We start from the raw sequence: 23,812 nt of genomic DNA on the forward strand, positions 1-23,812 counted from the left end.
AAAATATCGGAGAGAGCGGCCTTTCCAAGCAAAGCAAGTAGTTTTCATTCAATTCCCCTTATCGGGGACGGCAACAGTCCTTGCTAGTTTTCTTACTGCGTGCTCAAATTGTGTTTTCATTCAATTCCCCTTAGAGGTATTGCAGCCGTGGAACTCACGGTCAAGCTGCCTGTGGAGGTATCGCTGTCCGGGGACGCAAGTCTCGCGACCAATGAAGCAGGAAAACCCAGGAAGTGATTCTTGGAAGCCCCCACTGTACTCGGTACCCCGAGTCAGTGGTGGGAGGATGTCACTTTATTCAGTTGTGCTAGAAATGCCTGATAACCCAAGTCACGAAATCATCAGTTTCACAGAAGATTAGGGAAGATACAATTTCAATCAGTATCCCGTTGCCAATCTTGCTTGGGCTATGTTTACAGTTATCTACTCTGATGAATTTCTGGATCACAAAACTGGGTATCTCCATCCTGAGAAACCAGAACGCTTGAGTGCTATCACTAGCGCCCTGAAAGCTGCACCGTTTGCTTCCCAGATTGAATGGCGATCGCCTACACCAGTGGCAAAGCGTCCTTTAATATCGCTAATGGAGGAGGCACACAGCCCAAGTTATATTAAAACAGTCCAAGAATTAGCCTCTGGTGGCGGTGGTTATTTGGATACAGACACAGCTGTTTCTCCCCGCAGTTACGATGTAGCATTACTGGCAGTGAGTGCTTGGTTGGATGGCGTAGATGTTGTCATAGAATCTGGTGAACCTGCTTTTGTTTTAGCACGCCCACCAGGACACCATGCTGAAAGAGATTACGGGATGGGGTTTTGTTTATTTGCGAATGCGGCGATCGCTGCTTTCTATGCCCTGAAAAAACCAGATATTAACCGCGTCGCTATCTTAGATTGGGATGTGCATCACGGTAATGGGACACAAGCAATTGTGGAGATGAACCCCCAAATTGCTTATTGTTCGCTGCATCAATATCCCTGCTACCCAGGTACTGGTAAAGCCACAGAAAGAGGTTTTCATAAAAATGTTCTCAATGTACCCATACCACCAGGTAACGATATTGGAGTATATGAACCTATTTTTACCAAAAAGGTTGTACCCTTTGTGTCAGACTTTCAACCAGATTTATTGATTGTTAGTGCTGGTTATGATGCTAATGCTGCTGATCCACTAGCAATGATTAATCTGCAACCTCAAGATTACGGTATTTTTACCAACTATTGTTTGGGCATAACTCGGCGGATTTTATTTGGGTTAGAAGGTGGCTATGATTTGCTAGCACTTTCTCAATCTGTGGTAGCAACTATCAGTCAATGTCTAGTTTGAAAATGGGTGTGGAGGTGTAAGGGTGTAGGGGTGTAAGGGAAGAGAAATTTTAGTCCTTGATTGTGAACTTTGTTGTTAAATTTGGCAGGGAAAATTCTTGGTTCAACAAATAATTACAAAAACAGTTTAAGTAAATTTGTTGAATGTATTTTTTACATTTACTTACTCTCAACTGTATGGCTTCATAAAAGATTGGCAAAGTTTATTCAAATCTTTCAAAAGAAAAATAGTTAGGCATCTCGCTAAAGACCTAAAGTTTTGTTAAGATGCATATGCTGGTACTTTAAAGACCGAAAATCAGCGATCAGGGTGTGAAAGAACAAATAGTACTAGCACAACAGAGTTAAACAGAGCAAAGCTATGACCACCTACATTTTCTTCGACGAAGCCCTCCACATGCTTGTAAATGCCTTTTTAATATCAGTAGCTCTGCTAATTACAGCTTCTGGTATTGGTTTGGCAGTAATTGAAACAATAGAAAAAACAGGCGATCGCCAAATCTCCCCCAAGCAGTTTCGCTAACCACAAGCTAAAAATTTAACTAATTGTCGAAAACCATTGAGTGTCGTGTTCGCAAGACAAAAATCCTGGGAACACTAAGGGCAAGAGTCTCAGCAAGTCTCATTAGCTACAAAAAAACTGACAAAGTAGCCGTAAATATACTGAGCTTGAGACCAGAGCAAAGGAGCAAACTACAATGGGTTTATTCGACAAAATGTTCGGCACACAAAGCCAAATTCAAGACGCATTCAGTCCAGCAGAAGCATTTGCCGCCATTACTCTGGCAGCAACAGCCTCAGACGGTTATCTTTCTGAAGAGGAGGCGCGTGCTATCTCATCTACCCTGTCTCGAATGAGACTTTTCAGAAGTTATTCCAACGATGTCATTATCAGAATGTTTGACAAACTTCTGGGAATTCTGAGGCGTGAGGGTATTGATGTTTTGTTTAATGCTGCAAAGGAGTCTTTACCAGATGATTTGCGGGAAGCGGCTTTTGCTGTAGCAACAGATTTAGTATTAGCCGATGGAGTTGTTTCTCAGGAAGAACGAGACTTTTTGAATGATTTATATCAAGCTTTGGGCATCTCCTGTGATATCGCCACACAAATAGTACAAGTGATGTTGATTAAAAACAGGGGATAATTTCAGCCATCCAACATCATTGTCTCAATAACAGAACAGGGGATGCGAACGATTTCTACGGTTTCTCCAAAAAATGACTACAAATGTTCTTGTCTAGTAGTAAGCACAAAGCGTGCTTACTGTGAACCATGTGTTGTACCAGACGTGCCATGGCACGTCTGGTACTCTTTTAAAAATTGGTATTATTCATTAATCTCAGTTTTGAGAGTGTTTTTGAGCGATCGCTCGAAATAACTCATCTTACCTTTACCTACACATCAACAGGATGCTGACCATAAAAAGGAAGTGCTTCTGACCAATGGAGACGCTTTCCTGTTTGCCAGTCTAAATACGCTAGCTGCAAAATACTTGTCACTGTTGCAGCTAATTCTGATTTTGCTTCAATCAGCTGAACATCGCTATTCCAGGATTCTAACTTTTTCTGCCATGCCTCTGGTGTCAATACAGTATCTGGTACCAAGGCTTTTAATCCTAAACCATCAAGTGCAGGTTGATAGATAGCAGCAAAAATTTGACCCCTTTGTGCTGGCATTTGCACAGCAATCACACTTGTGCTTGCTTGTGAGAAAGCTACCGCCGCCAATGTGGAGATAGCAAATACAGGAATATTTAACTGTTGTCCTAAAGTCCTAGCAGCAACTACTCCAATACGAGTTCCAGTAAAACCACCCGGCCCTCTAGCTACAGCAATAAAAGCCAAGTCTCCCCAAGTTTGGGGTTGGATAAATTGTATTAAGTGTTGATGCATGAGACTGGATAATTCACGCTCTAAATTCCAGATACCAGAACGTGCATCTCCAGCAAAGTTACTGATTGCCAAACCCAATTCAGGAGTTGTGGAGTGCAGTGCTAACCCATATTTTTGGGAGTCGAGATGTTCCAATTCAGTAGACAAAGCTGATTTAAATACCAATTTTGCTAGAAATGACTGATTTATTCTAATCTGAAAATCAGGCAGAAGGCAGTCCCGACGAAACAAGTTTCCCAGGCACCGACAACAAAAAGCATAATTATATATGTAAAGTTTATTTGCGTTCTTTAGTTATGCCAAAAGCAATTTGGAATGGTGCTGTTCTAGCTGAAAGTAATGATACTGTTGTTGTGGAAGGCAACCATTACTTTCCCCCTGACTCGATTAATAAAGAGTACTTCAAAGAGAGTGACACTCATACCACTTGTCCTTGGAAAGGTGTTGCTAGTTACTACAGCGTTGAAGTTGATGGACAAGTTAATAAAGATGCAGCTTGGTACTATCCCACTACTAAAGAGAAAGCAAAACAGATTGAGGGTTATGTTGCTTTCTGGCGGGGTGTGAAAGTCGAATCTTAGTATAATAATGACACCAGCTACTTAAGTTGGTGTCATCGAATTTATTCTTGATTTGTAAAATTAACTTTTAAAAAATATTTCAGTAGGTTTAAAAAATCGCCCAATAAAGCTACGAGCAAAGATGTGATGTTGAGAACGATAAACTTGGAAAGCTCGTTGTTTTTTTTCTAGTACAGATTTGATAGATACCACATAAGACTGACCGAGCTTTTCTAAATTTAGCCGAAAAAGCAGCAGTGGCATTCCCCAAAATAACCAAACTGTATATTGAAAAAGTTGAGCTTTGATTCCAGACTTGTTGAGTGCATCTTTTACCAAATCATAAGTAGCCTCATGGTCTGGGTGTTTATCTTTTTGATGAGGAACATAGATTTCCTCTGGTTGAAAGGACTGCAATATTTGCACTAACTGATTAATAGTATGCAGTTGCTGCTCATCAGATATTTGCCGTAATTCACCATCGGGTTGGTCGATAAAGTATATGTCTGATGATGCGACACCCAATATATTTAATGCTTCTTGGGCTTCTTGCTTGCGGACTTGAACTATATCCTCGGGTTTAATGTCTAAGTATGATTTATGCCCATCGGTGATAAAAACAACTTTAACCGGAACTCCAAGTTCACGTTTAAGAGCTATTAAGCCACCACAGCCTAAAGTTTCATCATCTTGGTGGGGAGAAAACACCAATGTTGATTTTTGAGTTACTGTTAACGGTTGACTTTTTTGAGGTAAAATCCAATCAAATAATATTTCTGCTTGAATAAATTGCAATATATTTGATAGCTTTCCTTGTAGAAAAGAAATTTTTTGTAGGTACATAATACAGATTAAGTAAAAGATTAGTTTTCAGGAAGATACAGTAGAGATTTAGTATACCTAAACCTCTACTCATTGAATTTGAAGTCTATTCAAAGTTTTCGCAACACAGCTAGGGATAATTAAAATTCTGTTTATAATATTGAAATTTGAGGGAGATCTAGATTGGTAAATATTGATACTTAATACAACCCCACAATTGCCCTCCCCGCCAAGCCAAACTCATTAACCATTTAGCTAAACTTTCTTTGTCACGGATTTGCAAAAGTAGAATTTGTATGGTCAAGGTGAATGAGGTTTTTAAAAAAGTTTTCCATGACACCATTTGAGGCATACCAAGTGGTCGGTGTTTTTTATACACTAAAATTACGCCTTTACCTACAGCCCAACTGCGACGATATATACTAGCTAAATTACCACGTAAGCGGATATAAGCGATCGCATCCGGGACGTAGTGAAGTTTAGTTCCTACATAGTAAGCTCTCCAGCAATAATCTACATCTTCGCTTTGGTATAAGGCTTCATCAAAACCACCAATTTTTTCATGAATGGCACGTTTGATACCCAAATTGCCGCTACCTGCAAACGGCAGGTAGTAGGTGTTTTCCATGATCCCAGTACCATTTTCCAGTTGATAACACTTTACTACCCAAGTATCACTTAGCTTGTTGTAATCATTATGACCAGTAACAAAGTCGTTTTTTGCAAGTGCTTCCCCCATGGCTGCTAACCATCCAGGTGCAACCTCATCATCAGCATCAACAAATAATAGTGACTCTCCTTGGGCAGCTTTTGCACCAATATTACGAGCATGTGACGCACCTTTGCGGTCAGATGCATCGACAATACGGAGATTGGCTATGCGTGTTTGATATTGTTCTACTATGGATGCTGTATTGTCAGTGGAACCATTATCAGCAATGATCACTTCCCACGGCTGTGACCATTGTTGATTTGCTAGTGCTTCCAGTTGCACACCTATAGTCTCTGCTGCATTCAAACACGGTATAATTACGCTTACTTTCATCATAACGTAGTGGTCTCTTCAATTGACATCTTAATAGATAAAAATCTACCTAAAGCTAGTTGATATTTATTCATGCCTACCTACATTCCTAGCAAAATAAGGAGGCTTTAAAAATGCCTATATTGGTAGATATCCATACTTAATACAACCACGTAGTTGTCCTCCCCGCCAAGCAAAACTCATTAACCATCTAGCGAAACTTTCTCTATTACGGATTTGTAGAGACAAAAGTTGCAAAATCAAAATGACTGGAGTTTTCACAAAAACTTTCCAAGGCATTAATTGTGGCATACCCGATCTTCTATGCTTTTTATATAGCAATGCCTCACAAGTACCCATAATCCAAGCTCTTTTATAGAGTCCTTTTAAGTTAGTGCGTAGCCGGATATGAGCGATCGCTTCTGGTGTGTAATGAAGTTTTGCACCTGCTTGTTGCGCTCTCCAACAGTAGTCCACATCTTCTAATTGCAGTAGCGTTTCATCAAAGCCATTGATTGTATTGTGGAGCGAACGCTTAATTCCTAAATTACCACCACCAGCAAAGGGTAAGTATTGACCTTCTACAATTCCTCCACTATCTTCTTCCAGCTGATGCCATTTTACGACTTGAAGATGATTCAGTTTTTTGTGTTCGTGTTTCCCAGCGACGAAATCACATTTGGCAAGTGCTTCACCCATCGCTGCTAACCATCCAGGTGCAACTTCATCATCAGCATCAATAAATACTAATGATTCACCATTGGCAACTTTGGCTGCTAAATTGCGAGCATGAGCAGCTCCTTTGCGGTCAGATGCATCAATGATGCGGAGATTACGTAAACGTGTTTGATATTCTTTGATTATTGAGACCGTATTGTCAGTGGAACCATTCTCAGCAATGATCACTTCCCACGGCTGTAACCATTCTTGAGTTGCAAGTGCTTCCAGTTGAACACCTATAGTCTCTGCTGCATTTAAACACGGTATAATAATGCTTATTTTCATGGTTAATAAACAAAATGTCAGGAAATAACAACAGTTTCAAATATATATATAAGTAATTACTTCTGAGGAAGCCAGAATAGATCGTTATATTAGACAAATTTTACGAATTCTATAAAAAACTAATTGAATATCAAGAACTAGTAAATTAAGTTATTTAGATAAGTAATCTTATATAATCAACATCAAAATTTTATACATTCAAGAATAACCTTGTTACTTTTTCTGCTGTTTTTGAAGCAAGTGTTAAGTTAATTTTAAGTATTCCTATTCTGAAGTAGAGATAGTTAAGTAGAGATAGAAATTTATCTCCTAAGAAGGATGATCTAACATCGAACTTAGATCTTGCACCAGCTTTTCAGAGCGCCAAGAAATAAATTTCTTGGCTCATAGCTAAAGTCAGATTCATCTGACTGCAACAAGATTTTAGTCTGTTGAAACGGACGTATGCTATTAGGGTTGAGAATTCATTCTCTGGTGGTCGGGTAGGTGCAAGATTTGAGCAAACGAAAATATCGAATAATAGAAATATCTGCTAACGTTCCTGTAGTGGCCTAATCTAGACAAGGGGATACGAAAAAGCATGTCTGTAGGCAATTCACAGCCACAATTGAAACGAGAGTTAGGGGTGTTTGGCGCTACTCTCATGGGACTAGGTTCCATTATTGGTACTGGTGTATTTGTTAGTATTGGAATTGCGGCTGGAATAGCTGGCCCTGCGGTGATTTTAGCTGTGGCAATTGGGGCGATTGTCGCCATTTTTAATGGACTCAGCAGCGCCCAACTAGCAGCAAATCACCCCCTGAGTGGTGGTAGTTATGAATATGGTTATAAATATCTGACTCCTAGCTTCGGTTTTACGGCTGGCTGGATGTTTTTGGTGGCAAAGACAGCCTCTGCTGCTACTGCTGCTTTAGGTTTTGCTGCCTACTTATTAAATATTTTGGGTGTAAATTCTGGCTGGGTGGTTCCGACAGCTTTTTTGGCTGTGGTGGTCATGACACTGATTGTCTTAAATGGTATCCGCCGCTCAAATTTTGCCAATATCGCGATTGTATGCGTCACCCTTTTATCTTTAGGGTTTTTGATTGTGGCTTGTCTTCCCGGTGCTATTCAAGGAGGAAGTGAGAACTTTACACCTTTTTTTACAGGTTCGCTAGCTGATGTTCTCCATGCTAGCGCCCTGATGTTTGTTGCCTATACTGGCTATGGTCGCATTGCTACCCTGGGAGAAGAAGCGCGATCGCCAAGACAGACTATTCCTAAAGCGATGATAGTTTGTCTTGCGGTGACAATGCTGCTTTACATAGCAGTGGCGACAGTTACGATTGGGGCTGTGGGGGTAGATGTTTTAGCTGGTGCTATCCAGCAGACAAAGGCTGCGCCATTAGAGGTGGTAGCCCGGGATGTAACTGGTGTCGGCGGTGCGTTGGTGCTAGCCATTGGGGCAGTGACAGCGATGTTGGGTGTACTGCTGAACTTGATTCTGGGGTTATCCCGTGTATTGCTAGCGATGGGACGTCGCCACGACGCCCCCAGATTTTTAGCACGTTTGAACCAACAACAAACTACTCCCTATTGGGCTGTAATAGTAGTGGGAGTAGCGATCGCTCTACTTGTTTTAGTTGGGAATGTTAAGACCACATGGTCTTTTAGTGCTTTTAGCGTCCTGATTTACTACGCAATTACTAACTTGGCCGCTTTAAAACTGAGTTCCCAAGAACGACTATATCCTAGATGGATAGCTGTTCTGGGTCTTTTATCTTGCCTGTTCTTAGCATTTTGGGTAGAATCCTCCATCTGGCAAGTAGGTTTAGGATTGATTGTTGCTGGATTAATTTGGCACAAGGTAAGACAAGGGGAAAGGGTAATGGGTTAGTAGTTAGTAGGGGCGTAGACGCGCAAGCTGTGAACCAGTGCGGTGGTTGTTACTACCCCTCATACTCCCCACACTCCCCACCTCCCCATCACCCCACCGCCCCTAATCCCCAGAGGGGACCGGTGAGTTCCCCATCACCCCAATCCCCAATCCCATCACTTCACTTTAAATTTCTCCACAGTTGCTTCTAATTCCCGAGAAATTCCTACGGTTTCCTGCAATGATTGAGAAATACTACGTGAGGATTCGCTAGTAATTTCTGACACTTGAGAAATTTCTGTGATTAATTTAGTCACTGCTTGGGATGTTTCTACTTGAGAAACTGTCGCTTGGGAAATTGATTGGACTAACTCATCAATTTCACGAGAGACTGTCAGAATTTGATTGAGGGAGATTTTAGCATCTTCTACGATGCGAGAACCTTCGACTACCTGGGTAGTTCCCTGTTCCATTGCTTTGATCACTTCGTTAGTTTCTCGTTGAATATTTTCGACAATCTGCTTAATTTCTTGAGTGGCGTCAGAACAACGGGCTGCTAATTCACCCACTTCTGTTGCAACCACCGCAAAACCCCGGCTGCTTTCACCAGCCCTAGACGCTTCTAGCCCAGCGTTGACTGCTAGCAAGTTGGTTTGCACAGCAATTTCGTTAATTAAAGAGACAATTCGAGAAATTTGTTGGGAAGAATCGCCAAGACGTTTGACTTTTTTGGTTGTGTCGTCAATTGTGGAGTGCAAGTTAGAGATTTTTTCTACTGTCAAATCCATTGCTATCTCGCCTTTTTGAGCAGTACGAGAAGCTGTATGAGCAATTTGAGCGGCTTTTTGAGCATTATTTGCTACATCTGCAATGGAAAGTGTCATGCGTTCGACACTATCGAGGGTACGGTTAATTTCCACTGCTTGTTTGATGGCTTCTTTAGCGAGTTGGCGAATTGCACTTTCGTTTTTTCCAAGGGCTGTATTCACCTGAATTGCCGATGTTTTTACTTTGGTGACTATTTCTCTGAGGTTCTCAACTATGCAGTTGAAGAAGTCTGCAACTGTACCAATTTCCCCGTGGGTAACTTCTGCATACACCGTTAAATCACCTTTGGACGCGCCTTCGACTTCTCGCAGTAGTTTAATGATTTGCTGTTGCAATGCTTCTTTTTGTTGGCTTTGTTCGATTGCGAGTAATTCTGCACGTGAACGGGCTTTTTCGGAGTGTTCCAACACGTATGCTTGTTCTAATGCATAACCAATGGGAATTGCTACTTGCTTAAACAAATCGATTTCTGATTCTTGCCATTGGCGGGGACTAGAACACTGATGAGCTATCAGTAAACCATATAGCTTATTGTTGAGCAAAATCGGTGCGACTAAATTTGCTTTGACTGCAAAGGCTTCTAGTTGAGCAATGTGACATTCGGTTAAACCTACTTCATAAATATTTTCTATTGCTTGGACACGACCTTTTTGATATTTGTCAATGTAGTCTTTTGCAAAACAAGGATCTGCAATCTCTGCACCCAAAGCGCTTGGCCATTCATCATCAACGCACTCAGCGACGATTGTTCCTACCCAATTTTCATCAAAGCGGTAGACAACGACTCTATCTACTTTGATGACTTCTCGCATGGTTGTGACTGCTACGTTCAAAATTTGGGCAGTGTTGAGCAATCCGCGAATCCGCAAATTGATACTATTGACTTGTTTAGCAATCTTGCCTTCATTTTCTTGCTGGTAAGCTTTTTGAGTAATTGTTTCTGCCATTTGATTAAAAGCTACAGCTAATTGCCCTACTTCGTCGTTTGTGTAAATCCTGACTCTAGCCAAGTGATCGCCATGAGTAAATTTTTGGATTGCGTCTTTGAGTTTTTCTATTTGTTGAACAGTAGTCCGCTTAAATATATACGTCCAAATTCCAATCACAATTAAAGCCAAAACTGCTGCTAGGGCGTAGTGCAATCGATTTTGTCGAAGTAAAGTTTGCAGTTCAGTTTCTTTTGTAATCTGCACTAAAATAGCCACAGGCTGACCCGTAACTACAGGGGTATTTCCTTTAGCTGTGGTAACAGTGATGTTGGGAATTGCTTTTGCTGCGATCGCGTAAGGTTGTTGATCAATAGTTATTTCACCAGTTACAATTTCACCTGAATGTACTGCTGCTTGTGCAAGTATTGATTTCTCAGGTAAATCTAGATTTGGTGTAGCTTTAGTTATGTCTGTTTCATCACTTTTAGCCAGGGTTGTAGCGAGAACAAATTCCCCTGCTCCTTTATTCATGTAAACTGCACTATAACCATTATCTGTTGCTTCTTGGGTTGGCTGTGCGTTGTCTTCGTTTTCGTTCACTATATCCCCAGCCACTAAAACTCCAATAACTTGATTATTTTCTCGGGATTTTACAGGAGTTAAAGTGTAATTAATCAGAGCATCTTGATTAGATAAATCACTGCTGTTCAAAGGCACTTGTTGACTTAATTCTGAGGAGTTAATTACAGCGTGAGCTTGAATTTGTCGAGTATTTTTTAATACCTGACTGACTAAGCCTTGGGGATCAAAAACATTCCCTTGATGATTAGAGTTGCTATGAGCAATTATCCGTCTATCCACACTAACTAGGGCCAGATATTCAACATTTAAATTCTCAGCTTCATTTTTGAGAATTTGTCTAACTCTGGCGTTGTGATTTTGTTTAGACTGATTAAACTGATTGTCTAATAAATTAGGTTTAGCCGCATTAATGATAGCAGGATTATTTGCCTGACTGCGCAAATTAAAGTTGACTTGATTTAATTTGAGATGATAATTTAAATCTGCAATACTGAGTTCTGACATTGCCTGTTTAAGTGATTGGCTTTGAAAACTGCGATTAATTATTACAGTCGAGCTAATACCCAACCCCACAATCAGACTGAACTGAGACAAAATTAAAACTGTCAAATTCTTACTGCTGACTGGCAGACTTACAAATCGGTGCCATAAGGATTTTTTTACTCTTGGGGTAGCTGTTGCATTTGTTTGTCTGGTTTTAAAAATATGTTGGTAATTACTGTGATCAATTTTCAGCATCGCTCGTGTTTCTCAAGTAAACTATCACTACATTAATATGTCACAACAATGGCTACATTTTGATTAATTGTCTTTTCTGCGCTGTGATTAGAGTTACGGCGTACACCTGCTTTGCGTTGGTTGTTGCACTAGGCGTCCGGCTGACCGTCGCCTAGTGCTTTTTCACTGTTTAGAACAGTGGCGAATTGGAATATCGATCGCAAATTCTGTACCTTGCCCTAGAGTAGATTGGCAGGAGAGTGTACCCTTATGACCATCGGTGATGATTTGGTAGCTAATAGATAAGCCCAAACCCGTACCTTTACCGATGGGTTTTGTTGTGAAGAAAGGGTTAAATAGACGCGATCGCACATCTTCACTCATGCCAATACCGTTGTCAGCAATGCAAATCCGAACCTGTTGTTCGGCAATCACACGGGTACTAATTTTGATTTGACTGGTGTAATTGTGTTCGGACGATCTTTGGTTGCTTTGTTCTTCTAAAGCATCAATTGCATTAGACAGAAGATTCATAAATACTTGATTCAACTGACCTGGATAGCAATCAACCAAAGGCAATTGACCGTAATCTTTAATGATTTGGATTGCCTGTCGATCTGGTTGTGCTTTGAGGCGGTGGCTTAAAATCATTAGTGTGCTGTCAATACCTGCATGAATGTCCACGGATTTGAACTCAGCTTCATCAAGCCGCGAGAATGTACGCAAAGATTGGACAATTTCCTGAATTCGTTCAGTACCAATTTGCATAGATGACAGTAAATTAGGTAAATCTTCTGTAATAAAATCTAGGTCAATCTTTTTCAGGTAAGTGCGTAATTCTGCGTCTGGTTCTGGATAGCGTTGTTGATAAAGACGAATCACCTCTAGTAATTGCTGGATATACTCTGTAGCATGGATAACATTGCCATAAATAAAGCTGATGGGATTATTGATCTCATGGGCAACACCAGCCACCAATTGTCCGAGACTAGACATTTTTTCAGTTTGCACCAGTTGGGTTTGGGTCTGTTTTAGGTCTTCTAGGGTTTTAGTTAACTGCTGAGTTCGTGATTGAGTTTGTTCCAAGAGTTCTGCTTGTTGAATAGCAACCCCTAATTGATCTGAGGTTTGCATCACTAAAGCAATGTCTATATCTTTCCATTGGCGAGGGCCAGAATTTTGGTAAACTGCCAGTAATCCCCATAAATTCTCTGCTTGGAAAATGGGAACAATTACGTACGCTCGGCACTGGAATTGTTGCAGCACTGCTCGATAGCAGTCTGGAAAGTTCATAGCATCAACATCATCAACCCGTTTGACTGCACGACTTTGGCTAAAATCTCCTCCTTGGGTTTCCTGGAGATAGATGTCAATGTTGGGGACAGGCGCATCTATAAAGCTACTGACAATACAGCGATCGCTTCGTGATATGTAAGTTTGGATATGTTTATTAGTGGTTTGGACTTGCCGGAGGCTAGTCCAATTCTCTCCAACAGCCTCGGCAACAAAGCCACCACTCCAGTCTGGATTGAACTGATAGATCACTACACGATCAACTTGCAACAGCCGATACACTTCTTCGGTCGCAGTTTGGAAAATTTCACCTAGTTTGAGCGAAGCGCGAATTTTAGCAATTCCGTTGGAAAGAGCTTGTTGTTGTTCTAACAGATGTTGTAGTTCTGCTGTGCGTTCTTCTACCTGTCGTTCCAGATTAGCATTGAGCGATTGCACTTGGCTATATAGGCGATATTGCTGTACTGCCATGACTAAATGGCCCGCAATCACCTCAGCGAGTTTCTTCTCATTTTCAGTCCAGGGTTTTGCTTGTCCACGCCTGAGTTCTCGCCAAGTCTCAAATGAGATTTGCGCTATGATTTGCCGGGTGTCGTTGTCACAACGCCCTGCCCATAACCTTTCTGTTGCAATTTCATTGCGGAAAATAGTCAGACAGCCAATCGCTTGCTTACCATAGCGTAAGGGGACAATCAACAAACCTCGGACTTGGGTGGACGCAAAGGAAGTGACAATCGTGCGAAAGATGGATTCTTGGTAAATGTCGTTAATTGCCCAGCAGTTAGGATTGGGGCGTTCACTCCCAGACAGGTACATTGACTGCATCTGCTGTGCTGACCACAGTTCTTGCCCCGAATCTTGAGTTGCTGCAACTTTGCAAATCTCCTGACCAGGCGATCGCAGATATTGTTGCCAGAGCAAATGTTGTTCAATTTGTCGTCCACCACCGTTGACTAGTTCGGTGGGCTGTTCACCATACACGTAAAATTGATCAACTTGATTAGGTGTTTGAGACATGAGATATAGTCGTCCACCGGATGCTTGAAAAATTTCCACCACTGTTTCCAAAGCAGCCTGGAGTTGCACAGTTGGCAAGCGGTGTAACACAGTGGTCAGTTGATTGATTTTGGCTTCTCTTTCTGCTTGTTCGCGCATTTGGCTCAGCAAAGTTGATTGAGCGATCGCCACTTCAACTTGATCGGTAACAGCTTGAATAAATTGCAGTTCAACTTCGCTGACATGACGTTGCTGGGAGTGATGTGACACCAACAGACCCCAGAGGCGATGATCATGCACAATAGGGACTACGACTGATGAGCGCACCCCCATTGCTGTTAAATATTCCACATGACAAGGATCAACAGGACGATAGCGCAACTGCTGTTCTGGTTCTGGTGTGGTGGATTGGTTTAGATATTCTATTAAGCCCATGCCTGTTGTCGTTTGGGTAACTATATCGACAACAACACGCTGACGCGATTTGATGAAGAGTTCGCGCGCATAGGGCGGAATATCATCAGCTGGAAAATTCAAACCCAAAAGTGAAGGTAGGCGATCGCCATGAATTGATTCGGCGATCACCTCACCACTACCATCAGCATGAAATCGATAAATTTTGACGCGATCTGTTTCTAATAGCGATCGCACTTCTGCCGCAGTCGTTTCTAGAATTTCCTGTAACTCCAGTGACTGGCGAATCCGTAATGTGATTCGATGTAGCAAATCTTGACGGTGCTGCGATTCTACGGGGGATTGGGTCTCATTTGTACTTAGCATAGGTTCCTAGTTGCAATCAGTCTTACACATAAGATTCCCTATGCTGATGTTTCAATAACATCTGAGTAGACAAAAAAGTAGTACTCCACTCAAAGCTTTAGTTGCATACAGATAATCAGCAGCGCCTAGTTCCTTAGTCTCAAATCTCAATGCTTATTATGGATATTTAGTCAATAATTTTTTGTAGCTTTTCCTGTATACGTAAGTATATTTAAGATTCATAACAAATAGCTATATGGTTTTAATTAGCGAGATGATGAAAATACTAAATACATAGTGTCTCAAAATGCTTAATAATCATTAATCAAAATTGTCTGACAGATTTTATAAATCAGACGTTTAGAATCAGTCACATAACTTGACAATAGTTTTAATTATACATCTTTTCAAAGCAAGCTCAAGAGGAGGCAGTACGCTCTTAGGAAAATCCTCCAGTGCAGCTGGTATTAAAGGAATAGTTTGCCAGGAATGATTTTTCTTGTTTGGCTTCACCATAAAAGAGTTTAATCATAGATTTTACGAGTTATCTATTACACTATCTTTTAAAGACAAACTTGTTCAATCAATCAAGTTTGCACCGGAAACAAGTTACAGGCGATCGCTTCTCAAAACAAACAGAGTTACTGAATCTGGGGTTAGCAGTGCAACAGGACAACATCAAAGAATCTAATTCTCCTCACCCATCTATTGTGAAATTGAGTTGGGTTCACCAAGATTTAGTGCATTTGCGACCTTTTATTCGCAGCACCGTCAAATTATTCAAGTTAGCAGACAAAGCTAGTTGCCCAGAAATATTAGTACAAGAGGTGCTGGCGTGGACAGGCGCTCAACCATTTCTGACGCAAAAGGTTTGTCAATTGCTTTGTGAGTATGAAAGTTTTATTGTTGCTGGTGAAGAAGCAATCGTAGTTGAGCAATTAGTACAAAATCACTTGATTGCAAATTGGCAAACTCAGGTAGCTGCTGAGCATTTACAGACAATTCAAGATGGTTTGATTGCTAATTCCAGATGTGACTCGATATGGCTGTTAAGGTTGTATCAGCAAATTTTGCAACAAGGAGAATTACCAGTACAGGACAGTCCAATTCAAACAGAGTTATTGAATTTAGGATTAGTAGCTAAACAAGAAAATAAATTAAGGATATCGAACCGCATCTACGAATCTGTTTTTAATTTGAATTGGGTTGAACATGAATTAGGGCGTTTGCGACCTATTATTTACAACACCACCAAATTATTTGAACTAGATGAAAAAGCAACTCATCCAGATATTGTACTGGAACAAGTATTGTTGTGGACAAACGCTCAACCTTTCCTAACCCAAAAGGTTTGTCAATTGCTTTGTGAACATGAAAGTTTTATTGCCACCGGTGAAGAAGCAATCGTAGTTGAGCAGTTAGTACAAAATCACTTGATTGCAAGTTGGCAAACTCAGATAGCTGCTGAACATTTGCAAGTAATTCAGGAAAGTTTAGTCAAAAATCAATTCTGCGATCCTATTCAACTGCTTAAATTGTATCAGCAAATATTACAATATCCAGAGTTACCAATTCAAAACTATCCAGTTGAAACAGAATTATTAAATATAGGATTAGTAGTTAAACAAGAAGATAAATTAAAAGTAGCCAACCGCATTTACCAATATGTGTTTAATTTGGATTGGGTAAATCAACAACTAGAACGGTTACAACCTTTAATTCAAAATTCAATTAAAGTTTTTCAGCTAAATGAAAAAGCTAGTTGCCCAGAAATATTAATGCAACAGGTGCTGTCGTGGACAGGCGCTCAACCTTTCCTGACTCAAAAAGTTTGTCAATTACTGTGTGAGTATGAAAGTTTTATTGGTGCTGGTGAAGAAGCAGTTGTAGTTGAACAGTTGGTACAAAATCACTTGATTGCAAATTGGCAAACTCAGATAGCTGCTGAACATTTACAGATAATTCACGATGGTTTGATTGCGAATCCCAGATGTGACTCAATATGGCTGTTGAGGTTGTATCAACGAATTTTGCAACAAGGAGAATTACCAGTACAGGACAGTCCAATTCAAACAGAGTTATTAAATTTAGGCTTAGTTGTTGAGCAAGAAAATAAATTAAAGACATCGAACCACATCTACAAATCTGTTTTTAATTTAAGCTGGGTTGACCAACAATTAGCAAACATGCTGGAAATTACACCCCCAAGCAGATCTAGAATGACTTCTGACAACTTATTTCCAGGATCTATACTTAAGGCCAAAAATTTAATTTTTCAACCAAGAGTTTTAATATTTAGAGGCATTTGGATTTTACTAGCAATACTTGGATTCAGCGCCCTTTGCTGGAGTTTTTATAAAAATATAGAAGTAAACATTCTTTTTCAAGAAGGGAATAAACTCTTCAATCAAGGAGAATATAAAAAGGCGATCGCTAAATTCGACAAACTTCTCAACATCGATAGCAATTACTATCAAGCTTGGACTAACCGAGGTTATGCACTCGCTGGTTTGCAAGAATATAACAAGATGTTAGAGTCCTGCTCGACAGCTACGATTATAGAACCAAAAGCTGTGTATGCTTGGAATTGTCAAGGAGAAGCGCTTTATAATCTCCAGCAATACTATGAGGCTATCTCTGCTTTTGATACAGCGATCGCTCTTGACACAAAAGACCCGATATTTTGGATTAATAAAACCGAATCATTATTAGTATTAAAACAAATTGATACAGCACTGATCACTATTGATGAAGCGATCAACCTTTTGCAAAAAATGCAAAAAGCTAATCCGCAACAAAATATTACTAGAGAATTAACAATTGCTTTTAGCCACAAAGGTAAGGTGCTATGGCAAAAAAAACAATATACAGAAGCTCTTGCAGCTTTTGATCAGGCTTTAATCAACGATCCACAATATTTTACTGCTTTGCGGGGTCGAGGTTTAGCACTTCAAGGTTTAAAGCAATATGAACAAGCGATCGCTCAATTTCAGCAGATGCTAAATGAATCTTCTTTGACAGATACTCAAAAAGCAGAAACTTTGTATTACATGGGACAGACTCATTGTCATTTGTCCCAATTTTCAGACGGAATTGTTGCTTTAGAAGCAGCCCTCAAACTTAAACCAGACTACCAAGCAGCAGAAGAAGCAAAAGTTAGATGTAGTAGATGATCAAAGGAAAGGGAGTGAAGGGGGACATATCAATTCAAAATTCAAAATTCAAAATTGGGAAGGGGGACAAGGAGGACAAAGCAGACAAGGAGGACTCATACTAACAAAATGTTTGTAGGCTATGGTCATTTATCAGTCCTTCTGCCCTCTTTGTGCCCCGCCAGCACTACCAGCAAGGTCAACACTAAGACACTCAGATAAAACCTAGCTTCTTAACTGAGATCATAATTCGTTTTATATCCACTTTTAAAGAGCTAGTTCTAAATATGTGGCAATTTTAAAATGGTAAAAACGGAATCAATTTCTTCTTCTTCGACAACTTGATATCAGAATAGATTCGACTTACAGTTCTAGAATCGGGAGGATTGGGTTGTTTAAAATCACTACCAAGCATTTCGTACAAAGCTTGGGAAGCATTAACCTTTTGATTGAGAGAAAATAATACTTGAGCGCTGTAATGACTGCAACCAATACCCCTGCGCTCCACAGCACAAATTACAGGTTGAGCATTTAATTTGTCATTGGTTAAGTAATTGGCACGTCCACCTGTGTAAAGTTTTTGCAAAGTTTTAGCCGCATTTTCACAGTTTTTTAAAGCTTCTTGGGATGAGAAATACTGAGACGGAAAACTTAGAATTGTCAAATCTCTTGCATTTTCTTGATCAGCAAAATTAACAATGACTGTTGGTACACCAGTATTTGCTTGGCAAGTGATATTTGTGGTAGATGTGACTTGATTAGGTTGAGCAACAGCTTCTAGAACTGGAGATGCAAAGACAGAAGCCATCCCTAGCATAGTGACCCAACGTAGGGTTTTGTTCATAAAGTTACTTCCTTTGTTGACCAAATTTTAAGTCTTAATATACTATTTTTTAGTTAAATTTACTTAAGCTTTACATAAAAAGAGAACTTAAGTAAGTTTCAATAAAGTTCATCTGTTAATTTTATTTATTTTTCAAGATGAAACAGATTGCTCAGCAAATTTTTGTTATTAGCAGTACTGTTATTTGCTGTATTTTTGCAAGCAGTATTAGTCAGGCACAAATTTCTCCGGATGGAACGCTGCCAACAAATGTAAATCAAATTAATAATGTCTTTGAAATTACTGGAGGAACACAAGCCGGTAGTAATTTATTCCATAGCTTTAGACAATTTTCTGTTCCTAATGGCAGTGAAGCTTTTTTTAACAATATTGGGAACATAAATATTGTCAATATTATCAATCGCGTCACTGGTGGCTCAGTTTCTAATATTGATGGATTAATTAAAGAAAATTACGGTGCAAATTTAATTTTGATTAATCCGAGTGGGATTAATTTTGGACCTAATGCTCAATTGAGTATAGGCGGCTCTTTTTTAGGAAGTACGGCTAGTAGCCTTAAGTTTGCAGATGGTACAGAATTTAGTGCTACAGATATTCAAAATTCTCCCTTATTAACAATTAGTGTTCCAGTCGGTTTGCAATTTGGACAAAATCCAGCAGCAATCAACGTCCAAGGTCAGGGTCATAATTTATCTGTTGAAAGTCAAATTTTCTCACCTTTTACGAGGGGGGAGACTGCTGGTTTGGAAGTACAGCCTGGTCAAACTTTAGCGTTGGTAGGGGGGGATATCACCTTAGATAGCGGTGTTCTCACAGCCGAAGGAGGACGGATAGAGTTAGGCAGTGTGGGCGGGAATTCTTTAGTTAGTCTTGTTGCTAATCCTGGTCAGACTTGGAGTTTGGGCTATCAAGGAGTGCCTAGTTTTAAAGATATTGAAATGCGATCGCGCGCAATCTTAGATACGAGTGGTACTGGTAGCGGTTCAATCCAATTACAAGGCAAAAACATCACGCTTCAAGATGGATCAGCCGTATTAATTCAAACTCAGGGAACAGAATCAGCAGGAAACATCGACATCAATGCATCCGAGTCTTTGCAACTGATTGGCACCACACCAGATGGGCAGATTTCTACTAACATATTCGCCGAAACAATTGGGGGCGGCAAAAGTGGGAATATTAACATAACCACCCCACGCTTAGTTGTTCGAGATGGAGCTGTTATATCTGCTGCTACCTACACTTCTGCACCAAGTGGTAATGTCACTGTAAATGCTCCTGAATTTGTAGAAGTAGTTGGGTACTCACCTGTAAACCCAAATCGTTTTAGTACTATTTCTGCTGCAACCTACGGTACTGGAAATGCGGGAACACTCACAGTCTCAACCAAACGCCTCACAGCAACAGATGGAGGAAACATCGCATCCATCACAGCCGGAACTGGTTCTGGTGGAAATGTAGTTGTGAATGCATCTGAATTGGTGGAACTAATCGGAGTAGCACCGTTAGTCTTTGCACCCAGTCAAATCACGGCTGGAACAGGAGGCCCAGGGCCAGCAGGTAACGTCACAATTAATACTCAGCGCTTGGTTGTCAAAGATGGAGGTAGAGTAGATGCTTCTACCTTGGCTAGTGGCCCTGCCGGAAGTATTACAATCAACGCCAAGGATTCTGTAGAACTTAGTGGTACAGTACCAGGTTCTGTCAATCCCAGTCTGATTATCTCCTCGGCAAACATCGTTGATCCTGCCTTGCAGCTTCTATTACGACTGCCTCCCATACCTTCTGGAGCCTCTGGTAACGTAACAATTAACACAGGCAAATTAAGTGTTACGGATGGCGCTCTTGTGACAGCAAGCAATCAAGGATCAGGAATATCCGGCAGCATCAAAATTAATGCTCAGTCTGTTTTTCTTGATCGTGGCGGTGGCATTACATCAGAATTAGGAGGAACCACCAGAGGAGGACAGCCTACTTTATTATCTCCTTTCACTGTCGGAGGTGATATGGGCGGAGATATTGATATTTCAGCCCAGCAGTTAATTCTTCAAGGAGGGGCTGGTATTTCCACTGCTAGCTTTACGAATGCAGCAGGTGGTAATGTCAATATGGATGTCTCAGGCTTAATGCAAGTAGACGGGTTTGCAGCTTTCAATCCGAGGGCGCTGAGTTTCCTCGGTAGTTCTGCGTTTGGTTCTGGACGCTCAGGAAATGTCAACATTTACACTGGGCAGTTAAGGGTTCTCAATGGGGCTAGGATAGGTGCTGGTACTTTTGGAACTGGTTCTAGCGGAGATATGACCATTAATGCTACACAATCAGTAGAAGTCATCGGCAAAGAACCAAGCCAATCAGTAGGTAGCTTAATTGGTGTTTCGACTCTGAATAGTGGTAACGGTGGCAACTTAACTATCAACACACCAAAACTGATCGTTCAAGATGGAGGCAGAGTTGATTCTTCCACTGTTGCCAGTGGTTCAGCGGGGAGTGTGACAATTAATGCCTCTGAATTTGTAGAGGTAGATGGTGTTTCCAGTTTGATCAGTGCTGGTGCAAATATTGAAAGTGAAATTGCTCGACAAATTTTTAGACTACCTCCTGTACCTAGTGGCTCCTCGGGAGACTTGATAATTAATACACCCCAGTTAAAAGTCACAAACAATGGAGAAGTGACAGCTAAGAATGAGGGAACAGGTAATGCGGGCAGTGTGAAGATTAATGCTCGTTCTACTTTTTTGGATCAGGGAGGTAGCATCACAGCCGCAACCACATCTGGTGAGGGTGGTAACATTTTCTTGCAAACAGAGTCCTTAGAAATGCTCCATGGTAGCCAGATATCTGCGGAAGCAGGCGGCAGTGGTAACGGCGGTAACATAACGATTACTGGCTTCAGTCCTACTGATTATGTTGTACTGCTAGAAGGTAGCAAAATTACTGCTAACGCATTTCAGGGTAGAGGAGGAAATATCAGTATTAATACACAAGCTCTGTTTGTTTGTCCAGAATGCCAGATTACTGCTAGTTCTCAGTTGGGAGTAGATGGTGAAGTAGAAATATTTACACCGGATACTAGTACAAATCAAGAAGTTCTTGACTTACCGCAAGAAATTGCGAAACCTGAAGAAGTGGTAGCACAAGTCTGTCCAGCAGAAAGAAAACAGGGACAGAGCGAGTTTATCATTACCGGGCGCGGAGGTTTACCACCCCGGCCAAGCGAACCACTCAGCAGTGAAGCAGTACTGAGTTTTGAGTCTTCCCCTAACCAAGCAGCAAAGTTTTCTGGTGCAGAAATCACTACCAACCCCAACCAAACCCAACAGTTACCACCAATTGCTAGAGGTTGGTATGTTAACTCCAAAGGTGCAGTCATTCTTACAGCAGCTACCCCCACACCTACCCCCTATGGTTCTGGATTAAGTTCATCGTCATGCTAATTAGAAAGAAGTCACTGGGGATACGGGAACGCAAAGACACAAAAATACAGGGACAAAAACTCTCTTCATCTACCACTCTTCCCCTACTTTCCCTACTTCCCCTATTACCTCTAATCCCCCTACTCTCCAATACATCTTCCGCCTGGGGACAACCAATTAATCCGGTGACACCAACACCAGAACAACCTAGTCCTACTCCCCTACCTCCTTTAGAAAAACCACTCCAGGTTCCACCGACAACACCACCAACCCCTGAGGAAATTCAGAATGTACCAGGGACAATTGTTGTGCAAAAGTTTGAGTTTATTGGTAGTACAGTTTTTAGTCAACAAGAGTTAGAGCAGGCGACGGCTGATTTTGTCGGTAAGCCGATCACTTTTGCAGAACTATTGCAAGCTGCGAACCAAGTCACGCAACTTTATCTTCAACAAGGGTACATCACCTCTGGAGCCTACATTCCCAGCCAAGAGATCCAATCGGGAATCGTCAAAATTCAGGTATTGGAAGGTAGTGTAGAAGACATCAAAGTCAACATTGTCAAAGGGCGGTTGCATCCCAATTACGTCCGCGATCGCATTGCTGTTGCTGGTTATAAACCACTAAATATTAATCGCCTGCAAGAAGCACTGCAATTGTTACAACTCAATCCCCGGATTGAAAGATTAAATGCCGAACTGACTGCTGGCACTAAACCCGGTACTAATTCACTAGAAGTAACAGTTGTCAGTGCAGACACCTTTAACACCCGTCTGATTCTAGATAATCATCGCAATCCCAGCATCGGCACTTTTGAGCGTGGTATAGACATCTCAGAAGCTAGTCTTTTGGGATTGGGAGATGAATTTACTTTTGGTTATCGCAACACCGATGGGAGCAACAGGTTTGAGGGTAGTTATACTTTCCCAGTCAATCCCCGTAATGGCACTGTCGGTTTCAACTACCGCATCACCAACAACAAAATCATCGAAGCACCTTTTGATGAATTGGATATTAAAGTCAACTCTCGCGAGTACGAATTCACCTTTCGTCAACCAGTTATTCAAAAAGCAACCCCCAAACTCAGTCAAGAACTTGCCCTTGGTTTTGGGTTTGCCAGACGGGAAACCAACTCCTCGATTCTTGGAGTAGACTTTCCTGTCTTCCCAGGCGCAGACAACGAAGGAGAAACCCGCATTTCAGAATTATCCTTCACTCAAGAATGGTTGCAACGTGGCAATCAAGCCGTCCTTGCTGCCAATTCAGAAATTAGCTTGGGTATCGGTGCTTTTAATGCCACTGTTGATGACGACGAGCCGGATAGCCAATTTTTAGTCTGGCGCGGACAAATGCTATACTTGCGCCGCCTGGCACAAGCAACACCCCCATCACCAATCAGTCCTACCCTGCTGGTGCGTTCCAGCGTGCAATTAGCCAGCGATTCTCTAGTTCCCATTGAGCAGTTTAGTATCGGCGGCCCCACAACCGTACGAGGCTACCGTCAAGATGCTTTAGTTACAGATAATGGCATTCTTGCCTCCGTAGAAGCACGTATACCCGTCTTCCAGCTACCAGAAGCCAAGGGAACTTTACAAATCGCACCATTTATTGATTTTGGCATCGGTTGGAACACAGGTAGAGACACTCCAGATTCAAATACCTTGGTGGGTTTAGGATTTGGTTTACTCTGGCAGATGGGAGAAAAATTTTCCGCTCGTTTGGACTGGGGTATTCCCTTAATCGATATTCCAAATTCGCGGGGAGACACCTGGCAAGAAAACGGCGTGTATTTTCAATTAGAATACAAACCATTTTGA

General features: G+C 41.2%; 15 protein-coding genes. 8 read left to right on the plus strand and 7 right to left on the minus strand.

Features of this window, described 5'->3' with window-relative positions:
* The first annotated feature begins 409 nt into the window (after positions 1–409).
* The 3 genes from UYI_RS0124365 to UYI_RS0124375 all read left to right on the plus strand — a co-directional run bounded on the left by UYI_RS0124365 (position 410) and on the right by UYI_RS0124375 (position 2,471).
* Positions 410–1,327: a histone deacetylase family protein gene (locus tag UYI_RS0124365; protein WP_016869291.1), complete on the plus strand. Its 918-nt coding sequence runs from the start codon at positions 410–412 to the stop codon at positions 1,325–1,327.
* A gap of 360 nt (positions 1,328–1,687) precedes the next feature.
* Positions 1,688–1,849, plus strand: a complete 162-nt coding sequence (locus UYI_RS38150) for a hypothetical protein (RefSeq protein ID WP_016869292.1) — start codon at positions 1,688–1,690, stop codon at positions 1,847–1,849.
* 175 nt (positions 1,850–2,024) lie between these two features.
* The gene (locus UYI_RS0124375) at positions 2,025–2,471 is read left to right on the plus strand and encodes a tellurite resistance TerB family protein (RefSeq protein ID WP_016869293.1); all 447 of its coding nucleotides are present in this window, start codon (positions 2,025–2,027) and stop codon (positions 2,469–2,471) included.
* 250 nt (positions 2,472–2,721) lie between these two features.
* On the opposite strand, the gene tsaB is transcribed toward UYI_RS0124375, so the two are convergent.
* On the minus strand, positions 2,722–3,366 hold the full coding sequence (gene tsaB, locus UYI_RS0124380; protein WP_026086149.1) for a tRNA (adenosine(37)-N6)-threonylcarbamoyltransferase complex dimerization subunit type 1 TsaB: 645 nt from the start codon (positions 3,364–3,366) through the stop codon (positions 2,722–2,724).
* Positions 3,367–3,515: 149 nt separating this feature from the next.
* Here tsaB and UYI_RS0124385 point away from each other — a divergent pair, with 149 nt between their 5' ends.
* Positions 3,516–3,800, plus strand: a complete 285-nt coding sequence (locus UYI_RS0124385; protein WP_009456962.1) for a DUF427 domain-containing protein — start codon at positions 3,516–3,518, stop codon at positions 3,798–3,800.
* A 60-nt stretch (positions 3,801–3,860) separates the two neighbouring features.
* Here UYI_RS0124385 and UYI_RS0124390 read toward each other — a convergent pair whose 3' ends face one another.
* The 3 genes from UYI_RS0124390 to UYI_RS0124400 all read right to left on the minus strand — a co-directional run bounded on the left by UYI_RS0124390 (position 3,861) and on the right by UYI_RS0124400 (position 6,630).
* A complete protein-coding gene (locus UYI_RS0124390) occupies positions 3,861–4,622 on the minus strand; it encodes a PIG-L deacetylase family protein (protein WP_016869295.1) in 762 nt (253 codons plus the stop codon).
* A gap of 157 nt (positions 4,623–4,779) precedes the next feature.
* Positions 4,780–5,646, minus strand: coding sequence for a glycosyltransferase (locus tag UYI_RS0124395; RefSeq protein ID WP_016869296.1), 867 nt, complete (start codon positions 5,644–5,646; stop codon positions 4,780–4,782).
* Positions 5,647–5,763: 117 nt separating this feature from the next.
* The gene (locus UYI_RS0124400; protein WP_016869297.1) at positions 5,764–6,630 is read right to left on the minus strand and encodes a glycosyltransferase; all 867 of its coding nucleotides are present in this window, start codon (positions 6,628–6,630) and stop codon (positions 5,764–5,766) included.
* Positions 6,631–7,210: 580 nt separating this feature from the next.
* On the opposite strand from UYI_RS0124400, the gene UYI_RS0124405 reads away from it, so the two are divergent.
* A complete protein-coding gene (locus UYI_RS0124405) occupies positions 7,211–8,506 on the plus strand; it encodes an APC family permease (protein WP_016869298.1) in 1,296 nt (431 codons plus the stop codon).
* Positions 8,507–8,661: 155 nt separating this feature from the next.
* On the opposite strand, the gene UYI_RS0124410 is transcribed toward UYI_RS0124405, so the two are convergent.
* Both UYI_RS0124410 and UYI_RS0124415 read right to left on the minus strand, forming a co-directional pair.
* Positions 8,662–11,562, minus strand: a complete 2,901-nt coding sequence (locus UYI_RS0124410; protein ID WP_016869299.1) for a methyl-accepting chemotaxis protein — start codon at positions 11,560–11,562, stop codon at positions 8,662–8,664.
* A gap of 162 nt (positions 11,563–11,724) precedes the next feature.
* Positions 11,725–14,610: a GAF domain-containing sensor histidine kinase gene (locus tag UYI_RS0124415; protein WP_016869300.1), complete on the minus strand. Its 2,886-nt coding sequence runs from the start codon at positions 14,608–14,610 to the stop codon at positions 11,725–11,727.
* A gap of 572 nt (positions 14,611–15,182) precedes the next feature.
* Here UYI_RS0124415 and UYI_RS0124420 point away from each other — a divergent pair.
* Positions 15,183–17,762, plus strand: a complete 2,580-nt coding sequence (locus UYI_RS0124420; RefSeq protein WP_102205792.1) for a tetratricopeptide repeat protein — start codon at positions 15,183–15,185, stop codon at positions 17,760–17,762.
* 277 nt (positions 17,763–18,039) lie between these two features.
* Here the strand turns inward: UYI_RS0124420 and UYI_RS0124430 are convergent, their stop codons facing one another.
* On the minus strand, positions 18,040–18,585 hold the full coding sequence (locus UYI_RS0124430; protein WP_016869303.1) for a COP23 domain-containing protein: 546 nt from the start codon (positions 18,583–18,585) through the stop codon (positions 18,040–18,042).
* A 137-nt stretch (positions 18,586–18,722) separates the two neighbouring features.
* Here UYI_RS0124430 and UYI_RS35235 point away from each other — a divergent pair, with 137 nt between their 5' ends.
* Positions 18,723–22,019 carry a two-partner secretion domain-containing protein gene (locus UYI_RS35235; RefSeq protein ID WP_016869304.1) on the plus strand — a complete coding sequence of 1,099 codons (3,297 nt, stop codon included), beginning with the start codon at positions 18,723–18,725 and terminating at the stop codon, positions 22,017–22,019.
* Positions 22,013–23,812: a ShlB/FhaC/HecB family hemolysin secretion/activation protein gene (locus tag UYI_RS0124440; protein ID WP_016869305.1), complete on the plus strand. Its 1,800-nt coding sequence runs from the start codon at positions 22,013–22,015 to the stop codon at positions 23,810–23,812. Before UYI_RS35235 ends, UYI_RS0124440 begins: the two co-directional genes overlap by 7 nt.

Origin of the sequence: Fischerella muscicola PCC 7414 (genome assembly GCF_000317205.1) — a bacterium.
GTDB lineage: Bacteria > Cyanobacteriota > Cyanobacteriia > Cyanobacteriales > Nostocaceae > Fischerella > Fischerella muscicola.

Coding starts and splice junctions, on each gene's coding strand:
- UYI_RS0124365 (WP_016869291.1), top strand. CDS start 410: ATGTTTACAGTTATCTACTCTGATGAATTTCTGGATCACAAAACTGGG.
- UYI_RS38150 (WP_016869292.1), top strand. CDS start 1,688: ATGACCACCTACATTTTCTTCGACGAAGCCCTCCACATGCTTGTAAAT.
- UYI_RS0124375 (WP_016869293.1), top strand. CDS start 2,025: ATGGGTTTATTCGACAAAATGTTCGGCACACAAAGCCAAATTCAAGAC.
- UYI_RS0124385 (WP_009456962.1), top strand. CDS start 3,516: ATGCCAAAAGCAATTTGGAATGGTGCTGTTCTAGCTGAAAGTAATGAT.
- UYI_RS0124390 (WP_016869295.1), bottom strand. CDS start 4,622: ATGTACCTACAAAAAATTTCTTTTCTACAAGGAAAGCTATCAAATATA.
- UYI_RS0124395 (WP_016869296.1), bottom strand. CDS start 5,646: ATGAAAGTAAGCGTAATTATACCGTGTTTGAATGCAGCAGAGACTATA.
- UYI_RS0124400 (WP_016869297.1), bottom strand. CDS start 6,630: ATGAAAATAAGCATTATTATACCGTGTTTAAATGCAGCAGAGACTATA.
- UYI_RS0124405 (WP_016869298.1), top strand. CDS start 7,211: ATGTCTGTAGGCAATTCACAGCCACAATTGAAACGAGAGTTAGGGGTG.
- UYI_RS0124410 (WP_016869299.1), bottom strand. CDS start 11,562: ATGCTGAAAATTGATCACAGTAATTACCAACATATTTTTAAAACCAGA.
- UYI_RS0124415 (WP_016869300.1), bottom strand. CDS start 14,610: ATGCTAAGTACAAATGAGACCCAATCCCCCGTAGAATCGCAGCACCGT.
- UYI_RS0124430 (WP_016869303.1), bottom strand. CDS start 18,585: ATGAACAAAACCCTACGTTGGGTCACTATGCTAGGGATGGCTTCTGTC.
- UYI_RS35235 (WP_016869304.1), top strand. CDS start 18,723: ATGAAACAGATTGCTCAGCAAATTTTTGTTATTAGCAGTACTGTTATT.
- UYI_RS0124440 (WP_016869305.1), top strand. CDS start 22,013: ATGCTAATTAGAAAGAAGTCACTGGGGATACGGGAACGCAAAGACACA.